The following is a 22,155-nucleotide window of genomic DNA, read 5'->3' as shown; positions in this document are numbered from 1 at the left end:
GTCTGGTGCCCGCCAGGTGGATTGGTTGGAGAGCTCATCTGGTGTGCTTACTTACCGGACACAGAAATTAAACTATAGGACAACCTTTATCAACAATTGTTAAACTATACGACAATTTAATTTTTGACCCAGGGGCGACAGCTACGATCGCCGCCGTCTACCTTCAGAAGGGCCAAAAAAACTCCGGCCAAGCATGGCCGGAGTGGGTATTGCGTTCATGGGGCAGGGCAGCGCCAGGCTAGAGTGCGGTGCGTGCCAATCGATCGCTAAAAGGGCGGGTTCCGCAGGTAGTCGCAGTACTGCGCGTCCAGCAGTGCAAACGAAGACGGCTCGATCGAAATCAAGGTCCATTCCCCATCGACAAACCGTCCTTCCTCGCCGTAGTGGAGCCCGGGCAACGAGTAGCTTCGTTCGATCGTCGCCCAGTCCTCGGGGTACTTTGCTTTGAAGGCCTCCTGGAAGGACTTGTTGCCGTAGCTGCCCATGCTAGTAACGACTGCAGAGAACTTCTCGTCTCGGTCGGTGATCAGCTCGATCGACCTGGCCATCAGTTTGGGTGAAGCCTCTTCGTTGGCTGTGCGCATCCATGATCTCCGTTGGCTGACTTCTGCCAGTGGCAGGATTGAATCGGTGCGAGGCCGACATCGCCATCGCGTTAACTGGTCAACTCGATATGGGAAACACCCGCCGATAACGAAGCCCAGACCAGCAAGGCACACCCAACAGGAAGGGGATCTTCAGTGCCGCTCAAAGGCCGGCTGTAGCGCTAGCCCCTATTCTTCTCGATCAAGATCAGGCGTTCTGTATGTCTTCCACTGCAGCACCGTGTACCGACCGAGTTTCACCTTCGTCTCAGTTACCACCTGGCCAAAGGCGTAGTTGCCGATCTCGGTCACCCAGACCGAGATCAGGTTCTGCCCCAGTCCAGCGCCGAAAAGCCGCTGCAGCAGCGTTCGCCGGGGCGGTGCTTCTGGAAGTTGGGTTGTGCTCATGGCCACCTCTGTTCGAAGTTGTCCCGATGGCGCCGAAATGTGCCATCGCTAGTGTTGGTTGCGGAACCGCCATTTCAAGCCTGTAAACACTGGGCTGGCGACATTCGAAATGTGCCATCGTTAGTTGTGCTGGCGATCCGCGTGGCACATCTGGTCGAGTCAAAACAGGCCGTCTGCCAAAGTGCCACTTGCACGACAGGAGTACATTTGTACTCCTAGCGCCAGCAGCTGATCTCAGTCACCAGATCACTCAAAGGAACACCGTAGGGGCATGTTCCTTGGCCTTCGCCCTTCTTTGCCGCGGAGAGCCCCTTTTCTGTTCGGTCTTGCGCCCGTTCCCAGGACTTTTCAGGTTCACGCCGTAGAGCTCACACAAGCTCGAGAGCTGCTCAGCCGGTATCAAGCGGTGGGTGTTGCTGAGTCGCAGCAAGATGGCCTTGGGGGTGCGCCTATGTGCCGTGGCCAGGGCGTCGATCGCGGAGCCGTCACGGTAGCTCGCAACGAGCCGCTGATCTTCCTCTTCTGTCCATTTGCTGCCCTGGGCGGTCGACTCAGTGTTTCCCCCAGCACTGCTAGGAGCTGGAGCCTGAGCCTGTTGCACCTGCTCAGCTGCCTGAGCTGGCGCCGCCGGCGTCTGCGCAGGTACCGCAGGGAGTTCCGAATCAAGGACCGTTGAGAGCATGGCCAACCACCTGGTGCGATCCGTGTCGCGTGAGTGGTGGAAACCAACGCTGCCGATCACCACCATCGGGTTCACATTCAACGCTGCTGCGATCTGCCAGGCGTGGTAATTGTCCAGGAGGTCCTTGCCGGTACGCCAGCGGGAGAACTGGGTCTGGCTGACACCGAGAAACTCGGCCGCCGAGACGTCCCCGTGGAACCCTTTGACCACCTTCAACTGGTCAAGCCAGTTAGCTGCGGTCTTGACCAACTTCACATGCGGACTATTCGTCTGGTTCGAGAACGGCGTCGACCGCTTGGCTCGCTGGGATAACGAGGCGGCGCCGGCGGCGGCGGCCAGGCGCAGGTGTGCGGTGAGCGGTACGCGCTCATCGCCGCACTCGATGCCGGCTTCATCCAAGCCCGCAGACAGATTGATCAGGATCGCGATGGATCGATTCGTCATCTCATCTTGTTTGGCCATGCACCCTCCCCTGGATCCGCTGAGGATCGCTACATGAGGCCCTGGGATACCGAGGGCCGCCCTTGATCCACATCATAATGGCAAATTTGATTCTACACACGTACCTATACGATATCAGATGTTGGTATGCGCCAGCAGCGGCTCGTACGATACGGGAGGACCGTTAATGCCGGCCGCAGGCCCTGGCAGCGGAGATCCGAATAGTCCGTTTGTGTGGTTGGTCTAGTCGCTGTCGCGACTGTTCGTGAGCGGCCAAGCCGTGCTGCCCTGGACCTCCGACAGCGATGTGCTCCACCAGATAGGGAGCGCTGCCCCCACAAACGAAAAAGCCCGCCTTGATAGCGGGCCTTGCGGATAGTGCGGGGCTCAGTGAGCTGGGTTGAAGATGAACAGGCCTATCCCAACCATGAGGAAAGGAAAGCCGATCGCCCCCATTGTCGTAGCCGCATCCAGGGCGTAGTACTGCTCACATACGGCGCCGGCGACCAAGAACCCGAGCAGGAGCACAGCCAAGCCGGCCATTCCCCTCAGGAAGAAAACGACACCGGCCGCCGAAAGCATCAGCACAGCGGCCCGCCCCGACGACATGTCGAGAGCACTACGCGCAAACTCGTGGTCGATCACCATGGGACCGATGCAGAAGAACCCGACGGCCAAACACATTGCGCCCAGGACCCGATAAACCGAGCTTCGATCAACACCGTCCACTGCGTCCAACTCATGTTTTTGCATCACTTACTCCCTTTTGTTCTGTGCTTTCGCGGGGCGTGAGACCCGTCGCCGTGTTCCGCAGTATTCGAATCAGCCTGCGAGAGTGCGCTCGTTTTACTTGTGCTCATCGCGTACGCCGTTGTAGGCGAGGATTGTGTACAGAGCCGCCATGGCACCAGGGATCACGTACATAGACGCTCGTGCCATCATGACGATCATCTCCGAGATGAGCTCGTCTGCATCCCGGCAAACCACCCCAAAATCATTCCACCAATAGTTTTCATGTCTCGTCCTCATGTCTGGTGCTCAGCGCATCCAGAAAGTGCTGTAAGCGCTCCACCCTCATTCGGTGAAGGCCGTGGTTTGAATCGGGTGGCCAACTCCGGCCCCCCTTGGCTGACTACTCGGCGTACGCGTCCAACTGCTTCTTCAGCTCGGTTCGCTGCGCATCAAGCATCTGGTTGAGCTGATCCGCTTTGAACACATCGAACGGAGCCCGGGCAAACGCCAGCAGCTCGATCGCCACCAATGTCTTGCCTTCGACTTTGCTCGACTGCTCAGAAGTCGCGGCGTCGGGAAGGCCCAGCATCTTGGTGCAGGCGCTGCTCGTGTAGTCGTAGCAGCCCACCTTCGCCTCACCTGCCAGAACAGCGCTACGGAAAGAGACGCTCGGGAAGATAGTGGTACCACTCACAATCCCAGCCATGATCAGTACCAGGCCGAAGGCACTGCCCACGAATGCGCGAAAGGCGCCTATGACGAACGCGAAGACGCTGACACCGGACAGAATGAACGAGATTGTTGGGGGAGTTACCAACCACGAGGCATGTTTCAGGTCCTCGGGGCTCACAGGAGCCTTGAAGTTCAGAACGGCTGCGCTGATCACGGCAAACACGACGAACAGCACCGGCACGGCCAAGAGCAGGCTTGCGATGATCAGAGGCCCCTTGCCGGCCGTCCTTGGTACAGGGTCGACGTATTCACTTGAGGATTCGTGGTTACTCATGATGCTCACCTGCTGGGATAGCAACTAGGGATGTAGGGTGGGTGCTTTCCTGGCTGTGCGAGCCCTTGCGGATCTCTTCTTTCAGCTCCAGGCGCTGGGCATCGAGCATTTCGTTGAGCTGGTCCGCCTTGTACACATCGAAAGGTGCTCGCAGGAAAGCCATCACCTCGATCGGCGCCGATGTCTTGCGTTCGACTTTGCTCGACTGATCGGAGGTCGCGCTGCTGGGGAGGCCAAGCATCTTGGTGCAGGCAAGGCTCGTGTAGTCGTAACAGCCGACCTTCGCCTCGCTTGCCAGCACGGCGCTGCGGAACGAGACGCTGGGGAAGATAGTTGGCATACCAAGCACACCAAACATGATGAGAATCAGACCCAACGCGCTGCCTCTGAAGGCTTGCAGAGCGCCACCCATGATGCAGATGAAGCAAAAAAATGCGCAGATGAACGACAGCGATGGCGGAACCACCAACCAGGAAGCGAGGTGCAGGTCCTCGGCGCTCACGGGAGCCTTGAAGTTCAGGACGGCGGTGCTGATTGCCGCAAACACGACGTACCCCACCACCGCGGCCAAGAAAACGCTCGCGAAGATCAGAGACCCCTCGCCGGCCGTCCCCGGCGTGTGATCGAAGTAGTCATTGGATGAATCGTGGTCACTCATGATGCTCACCTGCTGGTTTCGTTAATCAGGGATCGGGGGAAGGATTCGGGTCTACAGCTTCAAGTCCTTCCGGATCTCTCTGGCCGTGGGCATTCCGCGGTACCGGTGCACGGAAACCCCCACGGCCTTCATCAGCTCGTCACGACGTCGGTCCTTTGCCTTGGCCTTGGCGCTGTTGTGCGTGGAGTCGTCGACCTCGACCAGCGCTACCGGCTTGAGCTGCTTGTCGCAGAGCAGGAAGTCGCAGCGGTTGTGGGCGACCATATGCCGTGCGTGGTTCTTGTCGGTCATGGCGGTGGCCTTCACCTTGATGAAGGCGCCGAAGACCACCTGGGGCGCGATGACAAGGTCGTCGCGTACCGCCTCCTTGAGCCGCCAGAAGAAGTCCTGCTCGCGCTCGGTGAGCAGGGGGATGCACTGGTAATGCTTGGTCGAGTAGCCCTTGCGGCGCTTCAGCATCGCAATGGCGAAATACGCAAAGGCGCAGATCACCAGGGCGGGAACAAGCACTCCGTCCATGCCGTTGAGAATTGACATACTTACTCCTATTTGGATTCTTTACGCGTACCAATACGCACGCTGGTTAAAAAATGGCGTGTAGCCCGCCTGTGATGTTGGTCAAGTAAATGTGATTTCGCTTCCAGCTCGGAAGGAGCACGCCGCCTACGCCGATCAACAAACCTGCCCAGGGTATTGCTCGTTGGGCGTGGAACCGTTAGGGTGATTCATCTCCTATTAGCGACACGCTCGTGTCGTGCAACACCTCTCTCCAAACCTCCCGTAGCCAAAGCAAGTCACCGTCCAGCAATCATGCGCGCTGACTTGACCAATCACACAAACGAACCATTCGAAGCCTGCCCCGCCTAGCACGATCATGAGCGCCAGCAACGTCGCTAGACGTGGTCGTCCGAGAGATGCCCGGTGACCGCGGGCAGTTGATGCGAAGGTTCGACACCCACGGCCCGCTTGCCCCGTCGAGAACCCCGGCCTTTCCCCTCGCCCGCGGCTGTCGCCTCTTTCACCGCCCGAGCAGACATGCCCTCATTGACCATGTCCAGAATTTCCTGGGACATCCGCTGCTGCACAATGCGGGAGTTCCCCATGCGGTAGTTCGCGTCGGTGCGCTCGGTATCCGCAGCCTTTGCCCATTCCTTCAAGGTCTCCCGGGCCTCACCGATGCTCCCCTTGATCTTGACGAAGATCTGGAACATCAACGGGTCAATGGAGACGGATGACTTTTTGGATACGCCACCCGCTTGCCGGCGGTAGAAAATCCGGATGAAATCGTCAGCCATGCTCGCGCCCTGCTCCGATCAGTAGGTAGTGCATCAGGCCACTTCCAGATGCAGGTCACTGACCAGGCGCCCGGTGATATCTGGGCAACCGAAGAACAGGCCACCATGCAGGCGACCCTGCCGCACCATCGAGGCCACGGTATCGGCCGCCTGGGATACGGAGACACCCACTACGCCCGCGATCGCCGTAGCAGTCAGTGCCGCATGACGCAGGATGGCCAGCTCGATGCGCGACTCAACTTCATCGCCCTCGAACAGCAGGGCAGCGTCGGCGCCGACAAGGTCAGCCACTTTGGAAAGCGCCCCCACGCCGGTGATCGCGGAGAAGGCCTCGGCCTCTTGTTCAGGGCTCACAACCAGCACCAGCCCCCCCGCTTGTTCGGTGTGCTTGGCATCAGGTCGTACCGCTTCACCCACCATCCCAGCGGCCTCGCAGTAACGCAAAACTGCCTGGATCTGCTCATTCACCTCAATGGATACCATCGCACGGGTCAGCGCCACATACAGCAGGTGGAGCTCTTGGCGCAGCTCAGGAGTATCCAGCACCAGCGGCAGGCCGGCATCGGTGATCAGGTTGAGGAAGTCGCTCAGCAGAACGACCTGCGGGAACTCCAAACCTTTCGAGCGGTGGGCAGTGCACAGAATGACGGTCGCGTTATCGATATCGCTGACGCAAGCATCTTTGATCCGCTGTACCAGGCTCGGGATTTGATCGCCGTACTGCTTGGCAACACTGATGAGGGCGTGGATCTCTTTGTCATCGGTGTCGTTGGCATAAGCCTCCAGATCTTGGAGAGAGCGGAACGCACTGAGCAAAGGATCGCGCAGACGGACCCCCGTGTTGGCTCGCAGGTGGTGCACTTCAACCAGCTTGTCGAACGGGTACTCGTTGACGCCCCCCACGAAGTGAAGACGATGGCCTTCCAGCAACTGGACAGCACTAGCGAACAGCTTCGCATTGGTGCGGCCAATGATTGCGTACGGCTTGGTGCGGTCGACGGCGAAGCGGGTAGTCAGCTCATGGCGTGAACTGCGCACTGGATCCTGCTCGCCGGCGAACTCACGCAAGAGCATGGTGGCCAGATCGGCGATGCCGGCGCCATAACGGTGGCTCTCGCTCAGCGAAACGACCTGGTCGAACTGCGACGGTTCGAAGGTGTTGTAAGCACCACGGAAACCGAAGATTGCCTGGAAGTCGTCACCGGCCAAGCGCAGCGGGCAGTCCTGGCGCAGGATCACCGCAGCAAAGACAGGATTGGTGTCCTGGTACTCGTCCAGAAGAATCTGGTCGTAGCGGTAGCTCAGATCAGGGTCACCCAGGCTCCACAGTTTCAGGTAACCGTCATGCGGCATTCGCAGGTGGGTGGTCTCCAGAAACTCGGCACGCTCGGCTTGGCTTTCGCCGCACCCACGAGACCATTGGCGCAGGCGCTGCAGGTCTTCCCAAACAACCTTCGCCCACGCCGCAGCTTTCTCACGGTCATCGCCAACGATCTGTGCAGGCACATGCGCTGCCAGGATCTCCTGGTCAGCCGACACCATGTAGTTGTGCAGGGTGACGTAGAGGTGGCGAGCGAACGCCATTGGGATGCCGTACTGCTTGGCCAACTGGGATGGATGGAGATCATCTTGCTTGCCAACCTTCTTGAACTGGGCGCCGACTTCCCAAGCAAGCCCATGACTGGTCTTGGTGGTGACGTTGCCAGGGAAGCGAGCAGCTGCATCTTCCTTGTTGGCCTTACCAAAGGTCACATACAGCAGACGCAGGGCTGGGAACCGCAGGGCGTGCTCGATGAGCAGCGAGGTCTTACCAGCACCCGCCTTGGCGCGGATCAGCAAGCGCTTGGCGGTACTGCCCAGGGCAACAACCTGGTCTTTGTTTGGGGTGAAAGCTTTCGCGGCCATTGCCGGCCTCCTTGAGGTGCGAGTAGTGAATCAATCGTCGTCTTTGCGGAACATGTTCATGCTGTCGTTGAAGATGCAGTGAGGGTCTTCCTGATCCATCAGCCGTTCCTTCTTTCTGAACTTCACATTTGGATCAGCAAACAGATTGAAGAACAGGACCATCGGAATGCTGGCTGCGATGACCAAGAGCAACGAGCCTGCGAAGGCCCAGCCACCGAAGGCCTGTCGAACGTATGCAGCAAACAGACAAGCTGCAGCAGCCAGAGCGATCGACCCGGCCCCCTTCCCAACCTGTTTCAACATAAAGGGTTTGTTCATCTCGGCGGCTCCTTGGCACAACCATTTATGACTCAACGATACCTATAGATTTGTATTGATGCAAGACAAATTATAGTTACGTGTTACGAATATAGGCATAAGCATTTATGACTCTATAGCGATAAAAAGCGTCGGGCGTCAGCACAACCATTTATGTCCGAGGGGAGACAAAAGCGGAAAGCCAGAGCACAACCATTTATGCTCATTCGAAGCCATAAAAGCCGCCCCCGTCGGCGCCGATACGCCGCCCAGCAACGAAAAGGGAGAAGCTCGCTGCAGAGAAACCCCGGGCCGCAATCGCCTATGGGCACGCACGCTTGCAATGAGCTGCGAATCATGGAGGCAATGAAGTGCTTCCCACCCAAAGGACACCGATCAGAGAAAAGCTGTCACAAGCAGCTTGAGCAGAGACGAATCCGATCAAGCCAAAGCACCACCACGCAGGCGCTGACTACCGCCAGCCAATAAACGATACCTGCCTCTCCGGTCACGACCGGTACCAGGAGAGCAACCGGGTCCGTCATTGCCAGGCAGATCACAAGCCGTCAACCGCCTGCCAAGCATCACACGCTGCGAGCCGGACCGAGCACCGCCCGCACAGATCCAGCTTCAACCACCACCGACCGCCGGGCATCGCACCCTGCCAGCCAAGCCCAGGATCGCAAACCGCAGCAACAGGTCTCACACCGTCTACCACCGACCGCCGGGTACCGCACCCTGCCAGCCAAGCCCAGGATCGCAAACCGCAGCAACAGGTCTCACACCGTCTACCACCGACCGCCGGGTACCGCACCCTGCCAGCCAAGCCCAGGATCGCAAACCGCAGCAACAGGTCTCACACCGTCTACCACCGACCGCGACCGATCATAGGCGGCCAGTTGCAGGACAACATCAAGCGCCTGCACAGCTAGCCGCTGTAACCCCGTCGCATCTTTCTCAGCCCGTCGCTCTCCTCCCCCGTCAGATCCTTCTTGGGGTCACCACCGGCAGCCGGCGGGCTGTTTCGCTTGACGCAACCTGCAAGGAATGATGGTCGACCGCCGGGCTCGCCCTCGGGCGCAGCGAAAGGCACAAATGGTTATGCTGCCGGCGGGAGCAAAAAAGCGCCAAACCAGCCGCAGCAGAACAAGCGCCAGCACAATGAGATGCCAATGCGGCAGCGCAACAACGAAGCCCAAACTAGCGATGGCACAATTCAACATTTAGAACTGTCGCGCGAACAACATGGTCCCGCCCAAGCGGGAGAAGAAGTCACCTGAAAAAGGGCTCTATGAACGCGCCAGCCCCCCAGAGCCTAGTGCTCGCAACGCATGCTCTCGCGAACAGAAGACGACGTAGAAGCCGCAGTGAAATAATGGAGATGATAAAGAGAAGAGAAGAGATGAGAGAAAAGAATCTACAGCAGGATAATGAGTCCAATACTTCAGCGGAAGAAGGGAGCCGACAGATGCAGAGGCAGAAGTGGCATAGAAAGAACTGGCAGATGTAGAGGCTCAAGCGGCATAGAAAGAACGGGCAGATGTATAGGCACAAGCGGCATAGAAAGAACTGGTAGATCTACAACTGCCAGCCCCACGACAGACACCCAAACCAAACGTGCAGAATGAGGCGTGGCACAACAAGGAGTGGCACAACAAGCAGCGGAAAAAGAGAATCCGACACAAGTGCCGGCGCCGGAATGAGGTCGATGGTGCGACCGGAATAAGAGAAAACTAATGAAGATAATTAAATGAGATTAAGGGAATGGGCGCGAGGCAGTTCGGGTCAAACACCGCTAGGCCCGGATAGAAGTCAGCTCACCACCGAATGCAAAAGCAATTCTTAGCGGCCGGATCTCACAACACTTAGCAAGAGCCTGGATATGACTTCGCCAAATCACCGGTAGGCTTCTGGTCCGCTTTACCAAAGCCGCGGGATCCCATTGCGCATAACACCGGTCAGCTTCTAGTTAGCTTCGCCAAAGCCGCAGAGTCACACATCGCATAACACCGATTTGCTTCTGGTCCGCTTTACCCGTAGCCCAGTTCCTACTTGGCCTGACACCGAGCTGTTTCTGGTCGCCCTCAGCCACAAAAAAGGCCCTGCCGACGTTGATCGACAAGGCCTTCGCGAAACTGATTAGGAATTACTCATCCACGTTGAGCTCTCCTTCGAATTTCGTTTCCACCTGGTCCAGCATGCTGCCCACCAGAGTCTCAAGAGATGCCAGATCATCTTCCCTGGCCTTGAGCGTTAGCTTTACGCCATGGCTCATATTTCGTACCCGCTCGTGCATTTCGGCTCTGAGGTCAAAGAGTTTAGAAATCCTTTCGCAAAGGCTCAGAACTAGCTTGTGGTTGGGCTCGAATTCTCGGGCTCGCTTCACTCTTTTCGTGAGGCCTTTGTGGCTCACGTTCGTAGACATCCATTTCCCCTTGCCGGCCTTGAGCTTTCGGTACACCCGTACGAATGGCCTCGACTGGCCACGGTGCTGGTTGAAATCGATCCCTATGCGCCCCGTCTGGAACGGCTGCATGACGTAGAGCAATTCGCCCATGCGAACCAGGAGGTGATCGATTCGAATCAGGTAGTCGACGGCGGTGTCGACCGACTCCTTGCCTTTGCGCCGAAGCTCTTCGAAATCGTCGATGGAGGGGGGGTTGTGTATAGCCATTGTTTAAGCGTTCGCCGGGGGGTTGTGTATAGCCGCGCCGAGGAGGCACGTTCTGGCGAATTTTCTTTGCCATCATCCAGTATTGTCAATACGTGTTATGTATCTTAGACTTACTGCAATGCATACAGCGCAGTAGCTACATCGCACTGCACTGTAGGTACTGCACACTGCACAGTGCGCATCGTTAACCCGTCTAAGTCACTGGTTTATAGAGGTTTTATTTCATGAAAGGTCGCGTAGCAATCGGTTTGGATGCGGGTCGTAGCGCCATTAAAGTCGTCGCTTACCACGACGGCAAACGAACTGAGATCATGTACCCCACTCTGGCGGTTCCAGCTGTCGAACTCACCGACCCGACGACTGCGGCTCGCGCCCAGGCCGAGACCGAGGTTGTCGATGGCAAGGCATACTTCACTGGCGATACCGCTCGCCTCCAGGGCAACCTAACCTCCTCTATCGGGCTGAACGACAACTGGACGGATACCCCTGAATACCTAGCGCTTATTCAGTCGGCTTTCACCAGGCTCCGTGCCAAGGGTGTTCAAGGAATTGATGAGGCATTTGTCATCATCGGCACGCCGTCCAAGTTGTTCGGTTCTCGCAAGGACAGCTTGGTCGAGCGCACTAAGAAAGCACTCCCAAAAACTGTCGAGTTGAAAGCGCTTCCTCAGCCAATGGGCGCTTACTGTGACTACATCCTGGATCAGTCAGGCATGCCCATTGAGAATTTGATCAATGGTGCTAACGGAAGGCCTAAGTCCTATGGCGTCATCGAGGGCGGGCATTACTCGACTGACTTTCTTTTGATGAGGGAGGGTCAATATATTGAACGGGGCGCTGACTCCTGCGCTGGAATGAGTGCAGCTGCAGAGCAGTTGCGACGTATCCTGGGCAAGCGCGAGATCCAAGCAAGCCTGGTGGAGTGTGAGGAATCGTTCAGCACCAAATCTCTTTTCCAGTACGGTCAAGAGGTAAACATTCAAGAGCAAGTGACCGAAGCTCAACAACACGTGGTTCAGGAGGTTATCTCTAAAGGTAACTCGTTGTTTTCCGACGATGCACGGTCGCTCAATGGGATTTTGGTTGCGGGTGGAAGCGCCGAAGCAATCTATGCTCGTGCCAAAGATGTATGGCAACACAGCATTCTTGTAGAAAATCCTCGCTGGGCTGTTGCTGACGGTTTTGCTCGCTATGCCCTTGGACAAATTATCCGGAGCATCGTAAACGCGAATGCCAAAAGAGTGTCTGCTGTAAATGGCTAAGCTCATTCGTGTATATGACCCTAATGAAACTGAGCGCAAAATCAATCTGAATATCCCAGAGGACGTTTGCCCAGGTTTGCTGGAGTTCATGTCCGAACTGCCATACGGTAAAGACACGCCTCTTATCAGAGGTGTCTTTTATCAGTGGTTTTTGAGCCACAGTGCGGCAGGCACCCTAGACACAGCTCTGAACCACGCTCTTGCTGGCCCAGGGGGGATGATTGCGACGGGCCGCCAATCCAAGCGTGATAGTGCTACTCCGCCAACGCGAAAAAAACGGGTACCACGGCAGCGAGAGATCACGGCAAAACCTGGAGCTGTCAAAGCTCAGGTAGTCGCGCCTTCCCCCGTGCCCCTAGCTCCCCCTGAACCGATGGAGCCGGCCTTGGTTGTCGAGGAGGTTCGCCCTCCCCTGCAACCTGAGCCGATGGGTCGCCAAACTGCTGGTGCTCCCTTGGACAATGGTTCTGTCGAGGTTCATCCAGAGTCAGTACCTGTCGCCACACCACCTGTACACGGTACGGGTGTTCAGGACTCACTCATCAACCAACAGCCTCAGCTGCTCACAGGTGCAGATGCCCTTGATGAAGGCAGCTCATCGCATGATTCTCAAGATGCGACACCGGCCGAACCTACAAACGCGCAAAAAGCAGCACTCGATGCGTTGGGCACCATGTTCTAGCCCTCCACAAACAATCAGGTGAACGATGAAAATTGGCTCCAAACTGCTGAACGTCGCTCAGCGCATAGCGGCAACCACGACTGACTTTGTTTTGGTATCGCTGGTACTGGGAGGATCGCTCGCACTACTGGCTTGGGTCATGGCTCATAACGCCCATGTGGATACGTCGGGCCCATTCGACATTGCTACACCTGGCCTGAGCTGGACTGAAGGCGCTGCGCTGAGCCTGGCGCCGTACTTCCTTGTTCTGTTGCCTTTGGTGTGGTTGATCTACGAAGCGACACTGACCAAGACCTGGCGGGGCACGACTGCCGGCAAGCTGTTGTTCCGTGTCAGGACGATCTCTCTCAAGGGCAACCTGTCCACCTGGCAGTGCATCTTGCGCACCACCTTGAAGATCATGTCCGTCTTGATTTTGCTCAGCATTGGTCATCCGCTCGTGCTGGCCATTGTGCTTGCAGCCTTCGTGGCGGTTCCGGTTTTCACTGTGAAATCCCAGTTCATCTTCGACCTCATGGCGTCCACCACCGTGGCTAAAAGGTGCACGTGACCACCCGCACCAAATGCATGACCGGCCTCAGGGCCGGTTTTTTTTGGTCCTGAAATGGTGTTTATCAGCCCATGTTGAACATCACCTGAGGCAAAGTTAACGGATACTCCCACTGGAGAAGCCAGTCAGGTCCGAGGTCGCGAAGCCTCCTTTGTAGTCAGCAACACGGTAACGGGTTAGCGCACTACCCACATACCGCCTGATATCTCCGCTCCCTAATGCATCCCCTGTGTTTGCCTCTGTGTTCTCGACTCGGTGATGCACCGCCAGTCTCTGAGATCAGACAATACGTTGAGTCCGGGCGTCTCCCAGGAACTAACAACACAGCTGGACGATTAGGTCGAAGCGGTTATCCCTCAGGTCGCTCACCACTACGTGAGCAGCGCAAATGACTTCCCCGGACGTATGTCCTTCACATAGCAGCCAGGTGCAACTGGTGGGGATTCGCAAGCTAGCCAAGCAGGACGTCGTACTGCTGTCGACTATCCTAATGGCGATAAAGAGGTGAGCTCAGTCTTGGTAACGGTGGATTCTCCACCTACAGCGCCGCGGCAGCTGTGGTTACCAGGACTGGGCTCTTTTGTATATCAAAAGGCCCAGTTTTTTTTGCTACGCCGTTCTTCGATTTCGTGTCCTTTCCCGGGTGTAGGTCAACACGCCCCCTCCCTCACTGAATAGGGCATCCATTTGGCATGTTGCGTGACCTAGCGTCTCGCTATATCCTGCCTGTGTCGAACGTGTCATCAAGTCGCCAGTGAGGTCTTCCAAACCTCATTGCCAAATCAACCGCCCCCAGTGGCGGTTTTTTGTGCCTGTGATTTGAACTGGCCACTAGCCTGAAAGTGCCTCACTCAGTATTATTGCTACATGTTATCCAGACCCCTGAGGCCCTCAAGTGATCAAAAAAGCAATCGCAGCATTAGCTGCAACCTGCGTCATCATCGGCTTACCTGGTTGTGCAGCGAAGCCAATCACCGTTGAGAAAGGCCCGGTGCGCGTTCAAGCGGCACAGATTAATGGGCGCTTGGTGGAGGGTGTACCTGTCAAGGCTGTCACCGAGGACGCCGCCCTTGGTGACATGACTGCGTATGTGAATGACGCTCTCAAGAAAGCTGGCTACAACCAGACTGCGGGTGATGCCAAGGTCACGTACACCATCAGCGAGGTCTATGCGGGCCCGGCCTCACAGTACAAGGAAGCTCACACAGCAGTGGGCAACACTGTGGCCACGGGCGCCTCTCTGGCTGTATCCCTCGCGACGTGCTCACTGCTGAACAATTGCACCGACTCTGGAATGGTTGGGAACAACGTCGCCTCGGGCCTAACCGCAGCATCCGATGCAGCACAGACCACCAACGGCCAGAACGTCGACAAACTCGCGGGGACGAACCTGGTGATTCACACGGTTTGCTTAACCGGCCGGGGTTGCGCCAGTTCAGCTGCAGCGACATCAGATCCCTCGATCTCGCTGAATGATCTTCGTATGCAGAACGCCATGCTGGGTCTTCCCCGCACGATGAGGATCGGCGAGTAACACCAATGCTGTGTGCGACCGGCTGCCAAACAGCCGGTCTTTTGGGTTAGCGCCCATCGTAGTCCCCTTCTCTTCTGCTTTACCTTCCCCTCCCAGTGACGCCAGTCCATGGCATCCAGTTTCAGCTTGAACGTTAAGCATCTCCCGTTATCAGGCCGTCCACCGTTCCGGTGCAGGTCACTTTTCGAGGAGATCGCGATATGGCAATGCGCATCATCACGGGTCCAGCTGCTCAGCAAAACTCCGCCGCCTGGCTCGCATGGCGTAGTGAAGGAATCGGAGCTAGTGAGGCGCCCCAGATCATGGGCACTTCAAAATTCCGCAGTTCCTATGAGCTTTTCAGACTCAGGCTAGGCATCGGGCCTCCCCCGCCGCCGACCCCCTTTGTAGATCGGATCCGAGCCAGGGGTCATCAGCTGGAACCTATAGCAAGGGCGGCATATGAGAGACACACCGGTGCCACGGTAACTCCCATCATTGCCGAAAGTGCTTCGATCCCATTTATCCGGGCATCGCTAGACGGGTTTAATCCCTTCTTGGGCATCCCGGTCGAGATTAAATGTCCAGGAGCCACTGCTCATGAGCTTGCGCTCAAAGGCATCATCCCACCGGAGTACGTGGACCAGGTTCAGCACCAGATCTTCGTTGCTGAAGCCCCCTTTGCACACTACTACTCCTTTGATGGAACTAAGGGCGTGCTGCTCAAGGTCCTGCGGAATCAGAAGCGGATCGATCAAATCCTAAGAGGTGAGCATGATTTCTGGCACCGGCTACAAACGGGGAAATGGTGTACGGATGAATGGGAAGCTGCAGCGGCCTCCTGGCAACAGGCAAACCGGTTGCTTCAGGAAGCGGCAGCGCGAGAGGAAGCCGCCCGGGGGGTTTTGTTATCGCAGATGCCGCCAGGTCGCAAACGACATGAATCCGACGGCGTATCTGTACTTCTCTCCACACGTAAAGGTCAAGTCGACTGGCGTGCCTTGCTCAGTGCACACGGTATTACTCTGACCGAAAGCCAAATCGATGCCTATAGGAAAGCTTCTACCGAGAATGCAATAGTTCGAGATCAGCTCAGCGTCCCCCTGACCGTGCCCGCCTTACCGACGGCACAGTTGCCTCAACCTGGTTTGCCATCAGTGCAAACTGGACAGCCCGCTCCTAAACCAGCGGCACAAGCCCTGAGGAAGGAGTTCATCTTCTAACGCCACACCAGCCCCCGGAAACGGGGGTTTTTTTTGCTCGTTTTGCACAGGCATGTGCGGCATACCCTCTCATAAAGCGAACCTGGGAGACCGAATGAAACGTATCAATGGGCATGTATCGGCATGGCTTGTAGTAGTTTGTATCTACATTGCGCTGGTAGTGGTTACGGAGGTGGCGCATAAGCTAGCGCTTTTCACATTGACTCTCCTTATATGTGTACCTGTGATCGCATGGTGGAAAACAGGAAGCTTCACATATTGGCCAGTTATTAATACCAAAAGTGACAATACTTCATTTAAACCACAACGGACCTACGAGCACCAACGCGCAGGACAGACTCAATGCAAGCGGGATACACCAAAGACATATGACCTTAGCGACATTCCGCACCCACCAAAGAGAAGAAACGATGCACATCTCAAGAACCTTCCTCAAGGCAACGGCATCACTCCACCCACCAGTAAACAGCGGCCAAAAACCGTGCAATGCGCACTCGTAGCCAAAAGGGCCAAGCAATCGATCGAGGAAAATGCAGCCCCTACTATTGGATCCGTGGACGACCTGATCAAGGATCAAACCCGCATAGTAGACACTCCAGAAGACATCCTCGTTGTTCCTGATGGAGACGTCTTTCTTTAACTGCATCACATAAACCAGCGCCTTATTCAAGGTGCTGGTTTTTTTATTCATCAAATGGATTACACTTTCACAATTCCAACCCTAGCGGCATTTTTGCATACGAAAAATCGTGCATACCAAATTTTGCATACATTAAAGCGTACTTTTCAGGGAACTTTTCTGGCGCCGATTTGTTGACCCTCATAACAACACGTCCCTATAATTTGTCCTGCACCGCCAATCAACGGATTAGATAGGAACTAGGGACACAGCATGTCTTACAGCTTTGACACATACCAGGGAGCTACGGAAATCGGTCTTTCGTCGCTGGGTTGCCTCTCAACCGATGGCAAACCGCATTGCCCACGATTCAACAAAAGCTGCTCTAATAAGTGCGCATCCAAGTGCATGCTCAAAGCAATGACAGACTTCCCAGAAGCCAAGACTGAAATTCTCCTGGCTGGCGTCGTTATCGCGTCAACATTTGCATCAGATATGACTGAGGTTCACGCAGCATTGTCCGGCTTCGAGCGGGCAATCCAGGCGACCTGCATCTGATCACTCGCCCCTGCATCACCAATCACATGCCTGCGTAATGCACAGTACTACGATTTGAAACGGGTCAGTCTTCCACTTACGCGTTATGGATTTGATTGACGTTCTCTGTCACGTACGTATAATCAATAAAAGCGGCCTTCTGCGGTCGCTACCAGAGGTAATGCTTCATGATCCACGAGTACTCCCCAATGGAAATCGGTCTGGACGCCCTTGGTGTTGAACCTGGTCAGAACCCCAGCACAGTGTTCGGGGTGGATGATCTAAGCCAAGCGGACCAGATCCGAAAAGTAGGTGAGCGGATCGAGCACGCGATGAGTGCCTACCCTGAGATCAAGACTGAGATCTTGGCCGCCGGCATCAATGTCCTCCTCCATGTGTCCAGTTCGCTGGCGCAGTTCAGGAGTGTCGCTCTCCCTCAACTGGACCGATCTGTGGATACCGTGGCTGCGTAGGTTTGATAATCAACGAGCCCTTTATGGCAGTAGAAAAGATTGATGCCCTGGAGCAAGAGACTGTTTCAGGGCTTGTGCAAGACACCGACATCGAGTTACTCCCCTCCTCCAAGCCTTCCGGCCCCCCCTCGACCTTTGAAAAGCTGTGCGGGACTTTCATCTCGAATAAAGACCGCTCACGCACACTTGTGAACCGTCTGGCCTTCGAGATGGATCGCGATGAACGCGTTCGCAAGATCTGCAGGGTCAAGCTCCGTCAAAACAAGTGCGAACTCAGCGATTTTGAAGAGGTCCTGCAAAGGACGCTGGAAGTCTTCTTCGGCTCTATGCTGGCTAAGATTGAAGATCAAGATGCCGTCTATGCGGTTGTCTACGCTGTGGCGCACAACGTCAGCCGAGAAGTCCTAAGAGATCGCCAGAAGCTGATGATCAATCATCGCTCCATCGAGGACATGCAAGAAAAGGGTGAGGAGCTGGAGCAAGTCGGTCTTGCCGACCAGATAGAAGTAGACCACGATCGAGATATCGATACAGAAGCTGCCACCATTAAAATGGCCGCAGCACTTAAACGGGTGATCAACGGAGAACAAACAGTGGCCAGTTCCGGCATCTATGCCATGGATCAAGATCCAATGGTGCGCCTTGTACAACCTCAGCCTACGGACGACCAAGAAAACGATACGGACGCTTCATCACGAGACAAACCAGCTGATGCTGGTGTGAAGCGTCCCCGCGGCGGTAGCCGGGCCGAGCTTTCGGTTGATCAGCAAGAACTGGTGAAGATCGGCTCTGACCTGGGCCTACGCAATCAAGACTATGCCTTTGCCCTGGGCATTGGTCTCCCTCGACTCTCCTCCTACATCTATGGTCGGACTGCGTCGGTGCCAATGGAGGTAATGGAAAAGGCTCGGGGACTTCTGGCAGAGGAGCCGCACCGGAGGGAACGCCTTAAGCGTTTCGACCGGGACATGAGCGTCATCTTGGCTGAGTGGATGACTCGCCTTTCCATCGACGCTGAGAGAGACGAAGACATGGCCACCATACTTGGGGTGACCAAAATGACCATCTACCGGTGGCGCAACAACGAAACCAAACCAGATGCAACTGCACTGGCTCGCTACGAGCAATGGATCGACGACTACGAGCATCGCATCAAGAAAGCCGTCGAGCAGCGGCTTCAAGCAGAGCGCTCTTAAACATGAACCCGCATTTATGCGGGTTTTTTAAGGGCGAAAAAAAACCGGCTGCAGAAGCCGGTTTTGTGAAGAGCTAGATGACTTAGCTTTTCCAGGATTCGACGACGTCACCACCATATTGGGTTTTCCACTCTTTCAGCAGGCGGTGATTGCCACCTTTGGTCTCGATAGTCTCACCGGAGTGGGGATTTTTGTAGACCTTGACTTCACGTGGCTTACGCTGCTGACGATCGCCATCTGGCCGTACATTGATTTTGCGCAGACTTGAAGCCGGGTCGAGGATAGCGATGACCTTGCCCAGATTCGCATCGTATTCTTGCATCAGGCTTTTGAGTTTATTTTCGAACTCAATTTCACGTTGGAGCCCTGAATCATTTTTCAGCGCTTCCAAAGCAGAAAGTTGTTCTTGCAGTGCTTTCTCTGCGGCACGAAATTCAGCCAACTTGCTCATGGGTCTTCCTCATAGTTTACAATTAGGCAAACAAGCATCTATAACTAATTTGCATATAAAATCACTATACCCTAGGTGTTGATGGTTTTCTACTGACTCGACGGAAATTCTATGATATGCAACGCTGATGATTACGCAGAAAGCGGCCGCCACCACCACATTGCAACACTGCTAGCCGGCCGTTACTTCGAAGGCGTCTACTTGATTTCAGAACCACCCAAGACCGCATGCATTGAGGGGGTAGCTTGGTTGAGCTTCATCGCATCCGACCTCACGGGCAGCATCAACTGCATCGTTGATCCAGCACGGGTAGGCTGGGTAGAGGGTGAACACTTTTCCAGCATTCGGGTGCTTCTGACAGGCCAGGTAATTCACTATCAAGATCAGTTGCATGCGCGCATCAGCGAGCTACACCAACTGAAAATGCAGTGGTAAAAAAAAGACCTTCTGGAGGGTATCCAGAAGGTCTTTTTTACACCAAGGCCCGGATGCAGGCCTTGCTCAATGCAACACGGGTGATGCTCGCCATCGTAAGTACCTGATAAGCGGCAGCAGCCCTCCCCTCCACCAGCGCCACGGTGGCCAGCGTCAGCAGAGCATCTGCCGGCACGAGCGCAAATTCAGCGGAACTGGAATCTTCGAAATCAAGGGTGATTTCCTCATCATCTGCCACCCGATCACCGGAGCATAGTCCGTCGAACGCATGAGGGGCCTCCGATAGGAGGAGGTCGAAGAACTCAACGTAAGCGCTCAACTCGCTGGTGGAACCAGCTGAGAACGTGCGGCCATTGCTGAGGGACTTTTGAACGGTGTGAATCACATACTCGACAGCCTCTACTTCGCTGAGGAGGTCCTGGCCGGCCGACAGTAGCGAGTCCTGTACAGATGACCCAGTGGCAGCATCCGTCAGCCCAGTGACATCCAGGTCACCACCCAGGTCGCTATAGCGACACTGGGCGAGCACCTTGATCTGGGCTTCGTAGGAAGAATCGGCTTGGACCTCCTCCGCGAACGATTCCCCGTTGGGGAACAGTCCGGAAATCAGCAGGGAACGAGTTTGCGCTTGATTATGTTGTGGGTACGAAATCATGTGGGTCTCCTGAAAGAGTGTGCTGTTGAGGCTTTTCGCCTAACTGCCTTGCCTCAGGGGATGTGTCACATGGGTGTGTAAGATGAAATCATGAACCAATAACGAAATATACAAGCAGACGCCAAATCAATACAGATAGCGTATAGCTTCGCGTTACATATTTCTAAAATTACTTTTTGGGGGCCATTTGACACTATCGGCGCAGGAATCCAATTCTTTAATCATTAATGACCATGCCTGTTCAAGACGTTACAATTTGACTTTCTACCTACGGATAGATGGCTCAAAATTTCACTGAGAATTTTTATGAAAGCCCTGGCAAAAATATTCAAAAACCCCGCAGCCTTACCCACGATTTCTTCGGTGGTTATGGAGCTACTAGCGATGTCTAGGGATCCCTCAGTGCCGTTGTCCAGCATTGTGAAAGCAGTGAGCCTTGACCAGGCTCTCGCCGCAAAGGTACTACGCACGGCCAACTCTGCTTATTTCGGACGCAGCGGAACTGTTTCCCGTCTCGACGATGCCATTTCTATAATTGGCATACACAACTTCCGTACCACTATCATCACGACAGGCCTACTGAAGGCGCTAGCGGATGCACCAGGCATTGATATGCCGACCTACTGGAAGATGGGTTTGCATACTGCGTTCATGGCATCTGCCCTGGCAGAGAGCATCGGTGCAGAACGTGATATCGCTTTCACAACTGGTTTGATGCAAGGCATTGGCGCTCTACTCATTCACCTGGTAATGCCCGTTGAAGCCTGTACCGTAATTCAATCCGTTGATGCATTCGACCTTGCCGGCCGGCGTCCTGTCGAGCAGGCGCAGCTTGGATTTGACAATGCTGAGGTTGGAGCAGAGCTGCTGAAGCGCTGGAAATTCCCGGCTCCAATCCAAAAAGCTTTGCTCACGTATTCCAATAGGTCCCCCCTACCCGATATCCTTGGCCAATTGCTATCAGTATCCTCGACCTATGCTTATGGTGTGGTTACGGGGTTGGATAGATCATCACACGCAGACTGGATGGACCCAGAGATAGCAAAATCTCTTGGACTCTCTCATGATTTGTTGGATAGCTGCCGACAACGTGTGTCTGAATCAGTGCTGATGATCAGTTAAGAGAGAAGGATTTTTAGTGAACCCAGGGCTCCGCCTGTATCAGGCCATAATCGATAGATCTGAACTGCTATCGCTCCCCTTTCAAGAGGCTAGCAAGGCCTGTGGTTTCACCGCAGAAACGCTGGCTAGTTGTTTTGGGGATGAATCTAAAGCCAAGCCGCGTGCCCTCCACGATGTACTGGATCGAAAACGAATCGACCTCATCGCAGCATTTCTTCATTGCTCGGGGTTCCGAGTTCTGCAGATGGCGGACGTTTTTCGATGGTCTGACTACTGCCTGATCCAGCAGTCAGCTGTGTTCAATTCGAAAGCCGTCAACCAGAGCCATGAGACCGCGGCCTATTTCGAGGAGGTCACGAAGGCAGACGTCGCCTCATCCCCGATATTCATCCTGGATGAACTGATCGCAGCCACTTGGTCAGAAGATCTTAAGGAGGCCGCCGAGAAAATCGACGTACCGTTTGAGACACTCAATTCATGGCGCACGGGTCGCCCTAAGCCCTCCCTCCGCGATCTTGCTGCTATCAGGATCGTAGCGAAGCGTATTGATCTCGGAACCCCAGTGATCATGATGGCGTTGGGCGTACTGGCGAAATCTGATTTCCAGCTGGATGGTTGCTCCGTCGACATTGAAGATGAGCTAAACAAAGCCCTCGATATAGACATCCTGTAGTATCTCTTGCGTAGTTATTCCCAAAAGGCATATAACACGTATTGATAAGAAAAAACTCTATTGCTAGTATCCGTAAGGCTAA

Annotated in this window: 24 protein-coding genes; 11 read left to right on the top strand and 13 right to left on the bottom strand. The window is 55.2% G+C overall.

Translation table 11 applies throughout. The features are described 5' to 3' along the window. Positions 1–266 precede the first annotated feature (266 nt). The 11 genes from PRJ_RS27875 to PRJ_RS27825 all read right to left on the bottom strand — a co-directional run bounded on the left by PRJ_RS27875 (position 267) and on the right by PRJ_RS27825 (position 10,682). The gene (locus PRJ_RS27875; RefSeq protein ID WP_104962974.1) at positions 267–584 is read right to left on the bottom strand and encodes a hypothetical protein; all 318 of its coding nucleotides are present in this window, start codon (positions 582–584) and stop codon (positions 267–269) included. Between the two features lie 189 nt (positions 585–773). Beyond that, complete coding sequence (locus PRJ_RS27870) at positions 774–992, bottom strand: hypothetical protein (protein ID WP_104962973.1); 219 nt, start codon at positions 990–992, stop codon at positions 774–776. Positions 993–1,242: 250 nt separating this feature from the next. Then, on the bottom strand, positions 1,243–2,136 hold the full coding sequence (locus tag PRJ_RS27865; RefSeq protein ID WP_177429927.1) for a hypothetical protein: 894 nt from the start codon (positions 2,134–2,136) through the stop codon (positions 1,243–1,245). A 366-nt stretch (positions 2,137–2,502) separates the two neighbouring features. Beyond that, the gene (locus PRJ_RS27860) at positions 2,503–2,868 is read right to left on the bottom strand and encodes a hypothetical protein (protein WP_104962971.1); all 366 of its coding nucleotides are present in this window, start codon (positions 2,866–2,868) and stop codon (positions 2,503–2,505) included. A 379-nt stretch (positions 2,869–3,247) separates the two neighbouring features. Then, the gene (locus PRJ_RS27855) at positions 3,248–3,853 is read right to left on the bottom strand and encodes a hypothetical protein (RefSeq protein ID WP_104962970.1); all 606 of its coding nucleotides are present in this window, start codon (positions 3,851–3,853) and stop codon (positions 3,248–3,250) included. Beyond that, positions 3,846–4,511: a hypothetical protein gene (locus tag PRJ_RS27850; protein WP_177429926.1), complete on the bottom strand. Its 666-nt coding sequence runs from the start codon at positions 4,509–4,511 to the stop codon at positions 3,846–3,848. Before PRJ_RS27850 ends, PRJ_RS27855 begins: the two co-directional genes overlap by 8 nt. 51 nt (positions 4,512–4,562) lie before the next feature. Further along, on the bottom strand, positions 4,563–5,048 hold the full coding sequence (locus tag PRJ_RS27845) for a DUF2726 domain-containing protein (RefSeq protein ID WP_256597984.1): 486 nt from the start codon (positions 5,046–5,048) through the stop codon (positions 4,563–4,565). Positions 5,049–5,404: 356 nt separating this feature from the next. Next, entirely contained in the window at positions 5,405–5,806 is a 402-nt protein-coding gene (locus tag PRJ_RS27840; RefSeq protein WP_104962969.1) for a hypothetical protein, read from the bottom strand. A gap of 33 nt (positions 5,807–5,839) precedes the next feature. Then, positions 5,840–7,711, bottom strand: coding sequence for a UvrD-helicase domain-containing protein (locus tag PRJ_RS27835; RefSeq protein ID WP_104962968.1), 1,872 nt, complete (start codon positions 7,709–7,711; stop codon positions 5,840–5,842). Positions 7,712–7,741: 30 nt separating this feature from the next. After that, a complete protein-coding gene (locus PRJ_RS27830) occupies positions 7,742–8,029 on the bottom strand; it encodes a hypothetical protein (protein WP_104962967.1) in 288 nt (95 codons plus the stop codon). Positions 8,030–10,154: 2,125 nt separating this feature from the next. Further along, positions 10,155–10,682 (bottom strand): hypothetical protein, encoded by a 528-nt coding sequence (locus PRJ_RS27825; RefSeq protein WP_104962966.1) that lies wholly within the window; start codon positions 10,680–10,682, stop codon positions 10,155–10,157. Positions 10,683–10,906: 224 nt separating this feature from the next. Between PRJ_RS27825 and PRJ_RS27820 the strand changes: the two genes are divergently transcribed. The 8 genes from PRJ_RS27820 (at position 10,907) to PRJ_RS27785 (ending at position 18,737) form a co-directional block, all read left to right on the top strand. After that, positions 10,907–11,944, top strand: coding sequence for a ParM/StbA family protein (locus tag PRJ_RS27820; RefSeq protein WP_104962965.1), 1,038 nt, complete (start codon positions 10,907–10,909; stop codon positions 11,942–11,944). Beyond that, complete coding sequence (locus tag PRJ_RS27815; RefSeq protein ID WP_104962964.1) at positions 11,937–12,626, top strand: hypothetical protein; 690 nt, start codon at positions 11,937–11,939, stop codon at positions 12,624–12,626. Before PRJ_RS27820 ends, PRJ_RS27815 begins: the two co-directional genes overlap by 8 nt. A gap of 25 nt (positions 12,627–12,651) precedes the next feature. Further along, complete coding sequence (locus PRJ_RS27810) at positions 12,652–13,176, top strand: RDD family protein (protein WP_104962963.1); 525 nt, start codon at positions 12,652–12,654, stop codon at positions 13,174–13,176. 895 nt (positions 13,177–14,071) lie between these two features. Next, complete coding sequence (locus PRJ_RS27805; RefSeq protein ID WP_104962962.1) at positions 14,072–14,710, top strand: hypothetical protein; 639 nt, start codon at positions 14,072–14,074, stop codon at positions 14,708–14,710. Between the two features lie 200 nt (positions 14,711–14,910). After that, complete coding sequence (locus tag PRJ_RS27800) at positions 14,911–15,912, top strand: lambda-exonuclease family protein (protein WP_104962961.1); 1,002 nt, start codon at positions 14,911–14,913, stop codon at positions 15,910–15,912. Positions 15,913–16,006: 94 nt separating this feature from the next. Next, positions 16,007–16,552, top strand: coding sequence for a hypothetical protein (locus PRJ_RS27795; protein ID WP_104962960.1), 546 nt, complete (start codon positions 16,007–16,009; stop codon positions 16,550–16,552). A gap of 704 nt (positions 16,553–17,256) precedes the next feature. Beyond that, a complete protein-coding gene (locus PRJ_RS27790) occupies positions 17,257–17,541 on the top strand; it encodes a hypothetical protein (RefSeq protein WP_104962959.1) in 285 nt (94 codons plus the stop codon). Between the two features lie 23 nt (positions 17,542–17,564). Next, the gene (locus PRJ_RS27785; RefSeq protein WP_104962958.1) at positions 17,565–18,737 is read left to right on the top strand and encodes a hypothetical protein; all 1,173 of its coding nucleotides are present in this window, start codon (positions 17,565–17,567) and stop codon (positions 18,735–18,737) included. 82 nt (positions 18,738–18,819) lie between these two features. Here the strand turns inward: PRJ_RS27785 and PRJ_RS27780 are convergent, their stop codons facing one another. Next, a complete protein-coding gene (locus PRJ_RS27780) occupies positions 18,820–19,188 on the bottom strand; it encodes a histone-like nucleoid-structuring protein, MvaT/MvaU family (protein ID WP_104962957.1) in 369 nt (122 codons plus the stop codon). Positions 19,189–19,299: 111 nt separating this feature from the next. Between PRJ_RS27780 and PRJ_RS27775 the strand changes: the two genes are divergently transcribed. Continuing rightward, positions 19,300–19,623: a hypothetical protein gene (locus PRJ_RS27775; protein WP_104962956.1), complete on the top strand. Its 324-nt coding sequence runs from the start codon at positions 19,300–19,302 to the stop codon at positions 19,621–19,623. A gap of 37 nt (positions 19,624–19,660) precedes the next feature. Here the strand turns inward: PRJ_RS27775 and PRJ_RS27770 are convergent, their stop codons facing one another. Further along, positions 19,661–20,278: a hypothetical protein gene (locus PRJ_RS27770; protein ID WP_104962955.1), complete on the bottom strand. Its 618-nt coding sequence runs from the start codon at positions 20,276–20,278 to the stop codon at positions 19,661–19,663. Positions 20,279–20,584: 306 nt separating this feature from the next. Here PRJ_RS27770 and PRJ_RS27765 point away from each other — a divergent pair, with 306 nt between their 5' ends. Beyond that, positions 20,585–21,400, top strand: a complete 816-nt coding sequence (locus tag PRJ_RS27765; RefSeq protein ID WP_104962954.1) for an HDOD domain-containing protein — start codon at positions 20,585–20,587, stop codon at positions 21,398–21,400. Between the two features lie 16 nt (positions 21,401–21,416). Beyond that, complete coding sequence (locus PRJ_RS27760) at positions 21,417–22,073, top strand: hypothetical protein (RefSeq protein WP_104962953.1); 657 nt, start codon at positions 21,417–21,419, stop codon at positions 22,071–22,073. Positions 22,074–22,155: the final 82 nt, after the last annotated feature.

The sequence above is a fragment of the Pseudomonas sp. XWY-1 genome, from assembly GCF_002953115.1.
GTDB lineage: Bacteria > Pseudomonadota > Gammaproteobacteria > Pseudomonadales > Pseudomonadaceae > Aquipseudomonas > Aquipseudomonas alloputida.
Note: the sequence above shows the minus strand (reverse complement) of the source record. Positions and strands in the feature narration are given on the sequence as shown.

What these genes read in the sequence shown, in the direction of transcription:
- PRJ_RS27875 (WP_104962974.1), bottom strand. Translation starts at nt 584, where the DNA reads ATGCGCACAGCCAACGAAGAGGCTTCACCCAAACTGATGGCCAGGTCG.
- PRJ_RS27780 (WP_104962957.1), bottom strand. Translation starts at nt 19,188, where the DNA reads ATGAGCAAGTTGGCTGAATTTCGTGCCGCAGAGAAAGCACTGCAAGAA.
- PRJ_RS27795 (WP_104962960.1), top strand. Translation starts at nt 16,007, where the DNA reads ATGAAACGTATCAATGGGCATGTATCGGCATGGCTTGTAGTAGTTTGT.
- PRJ_RS27800 (WP_104962961.1), top strand. Translation starts at nt 14,911, where the DNA reads ATGGCAATGCGCATCATCACGGGTCCAGCTGCTCAGCAAAACTCCGCC.
- PRJ_RS27860 (WP_104962971.1), bottom strand. Translation starts at nt 2,868, where the DNA reads ATGCAAAAACATGAGTTGGACGCAGTGGACGGTGTTGATCGAAGCTCG.
- PRJ_RS27775 (WP_104962956.1), top strand. Translation starts at nt 19,300, where the DNA reads ATGATATGCAACGCTGATGATTACGCAGAAAGCGGCCGCCACCACCAC.
- PRJ_RS27785 (WP_104962958.1), top strand. Translation starts at nt 17,565, where the DNA reads ATGGCAGTAGAAAAGATTGATGCCCTGGAGCAAGAGACTGTTTCAGGG.
- PRJ_RS27855 (WP_104962970.1), bottom strand. Translation starts at nt 3,853, where the DNA reads ATGAGTAACCACGAATCCTCAAGTGAATACGTCGACCCTGTACCAAGG.
- PRJ_RS27845 (WP_256597984.1), bottom strand. Translation starts at nt 5,048, where the DNA reads ATGTCAATTCTCAACGGCATGGACGGAGTGCTTGTTCCCGCCCTGGTG.
- PRJ_RS27820 (WP_104962965.1), top strand. Translation starts at nt 10,907, where the DNA reads ATGAAAGGTCGCGTAGCAATCGGTTTGGATGCGGGTCGTAGCGCCATT.
- PRJ_RS27770 (WP_104962955.1), bottom strand. Translation starts at nt 20,278, where the DNA reads ATGATTTCGTACCCACAACATAATCAAGCGCAAACTCGTTCCCTGCTG.
- PRJ_RS27835 (WP_104962968.1), bottom strand. Translation starts at nt 7,711, where the DNA reads ATGGCCGCGAAAGCTTTCACCCCAAACAAAGACCAGGTTGTTGCCCTG.
- PRJ_RS27790 (WP_104962959.1), top strand. Translation starts at nt 17,257, where the DNA reads ATGATCCACGAGTACTCCCCAATGGAAATCGGTCTGGACGCCCTTGGT.
- PRJ_RS27865 (WP_177429927.1), bottom strand. Translation starts at nt 2,136, where the DNA reads ATGGCCAAACAAGATGAGATGACGAATCGATCCATCGCGATCCTGATC.
- PRJ_RS27870 (WP_104962973.1), bottom strand. Translation starts at nt 992, where the DNA reads ATGAGCACAACCCAACTTCCAGAAGCACCGCCCCGGCGAACGCTGCTG.
- PRJ_RS27840 (WP_104962969.1), bottom strand. Translation starts at nt 5,806, where the DNA reads ATGGCTGACGATTTCATCCGGATTTTCTACCGCCGGCAAGCGGGTGGC.
- PRJ_RS27825 (WP_104962966.1), bottom strand. Translation starts at nt 10,682, where the DNA reads ATGGCTATACACAACCCCCCCTCCATCGACGATTTCGAAGAGCTTCGG.
- PRJ_RS27850 (WP_177429926.1), bottom strand. Translation starts at nt 4,511, where the DNA reads ATGAGTGACCACGATTCATCCAATGACTACTTCGATCACACGCCGGGG.
- PRJ_RS27765 (WP_104962954.1), top strand. Translation starts at nt 20,585, where the DNA reads ATGAAAGCCCTGGCAAAAATATTCAAAAACCCCGCAGCCTTACCCACG.
- PRJ_RS27810 (WP_104962963.1), top strand. Translation starts at nt 12,652, where the DNA reads ATGAAAATTGGCTCCAAACTGCTGAACGTCGCTCAGCGCATAGCGGCA.
- PRJ_RS27815 (WP_104962964.1), top strand. Translation starts at nt 11,937, where the DNA reads ATGGCTAAGCTCATTCGTGTATATGACCCTAATGAAACTGAGCGCAAA.
- PRJ_RS27830 (WP_104962967.1), bottom strand. Translation starts at nt 8,029, where the DNA reads ATGAACAAACCCTTTATGTTGAAACAGGTTGGGAAGGGGGCCGGGTCG.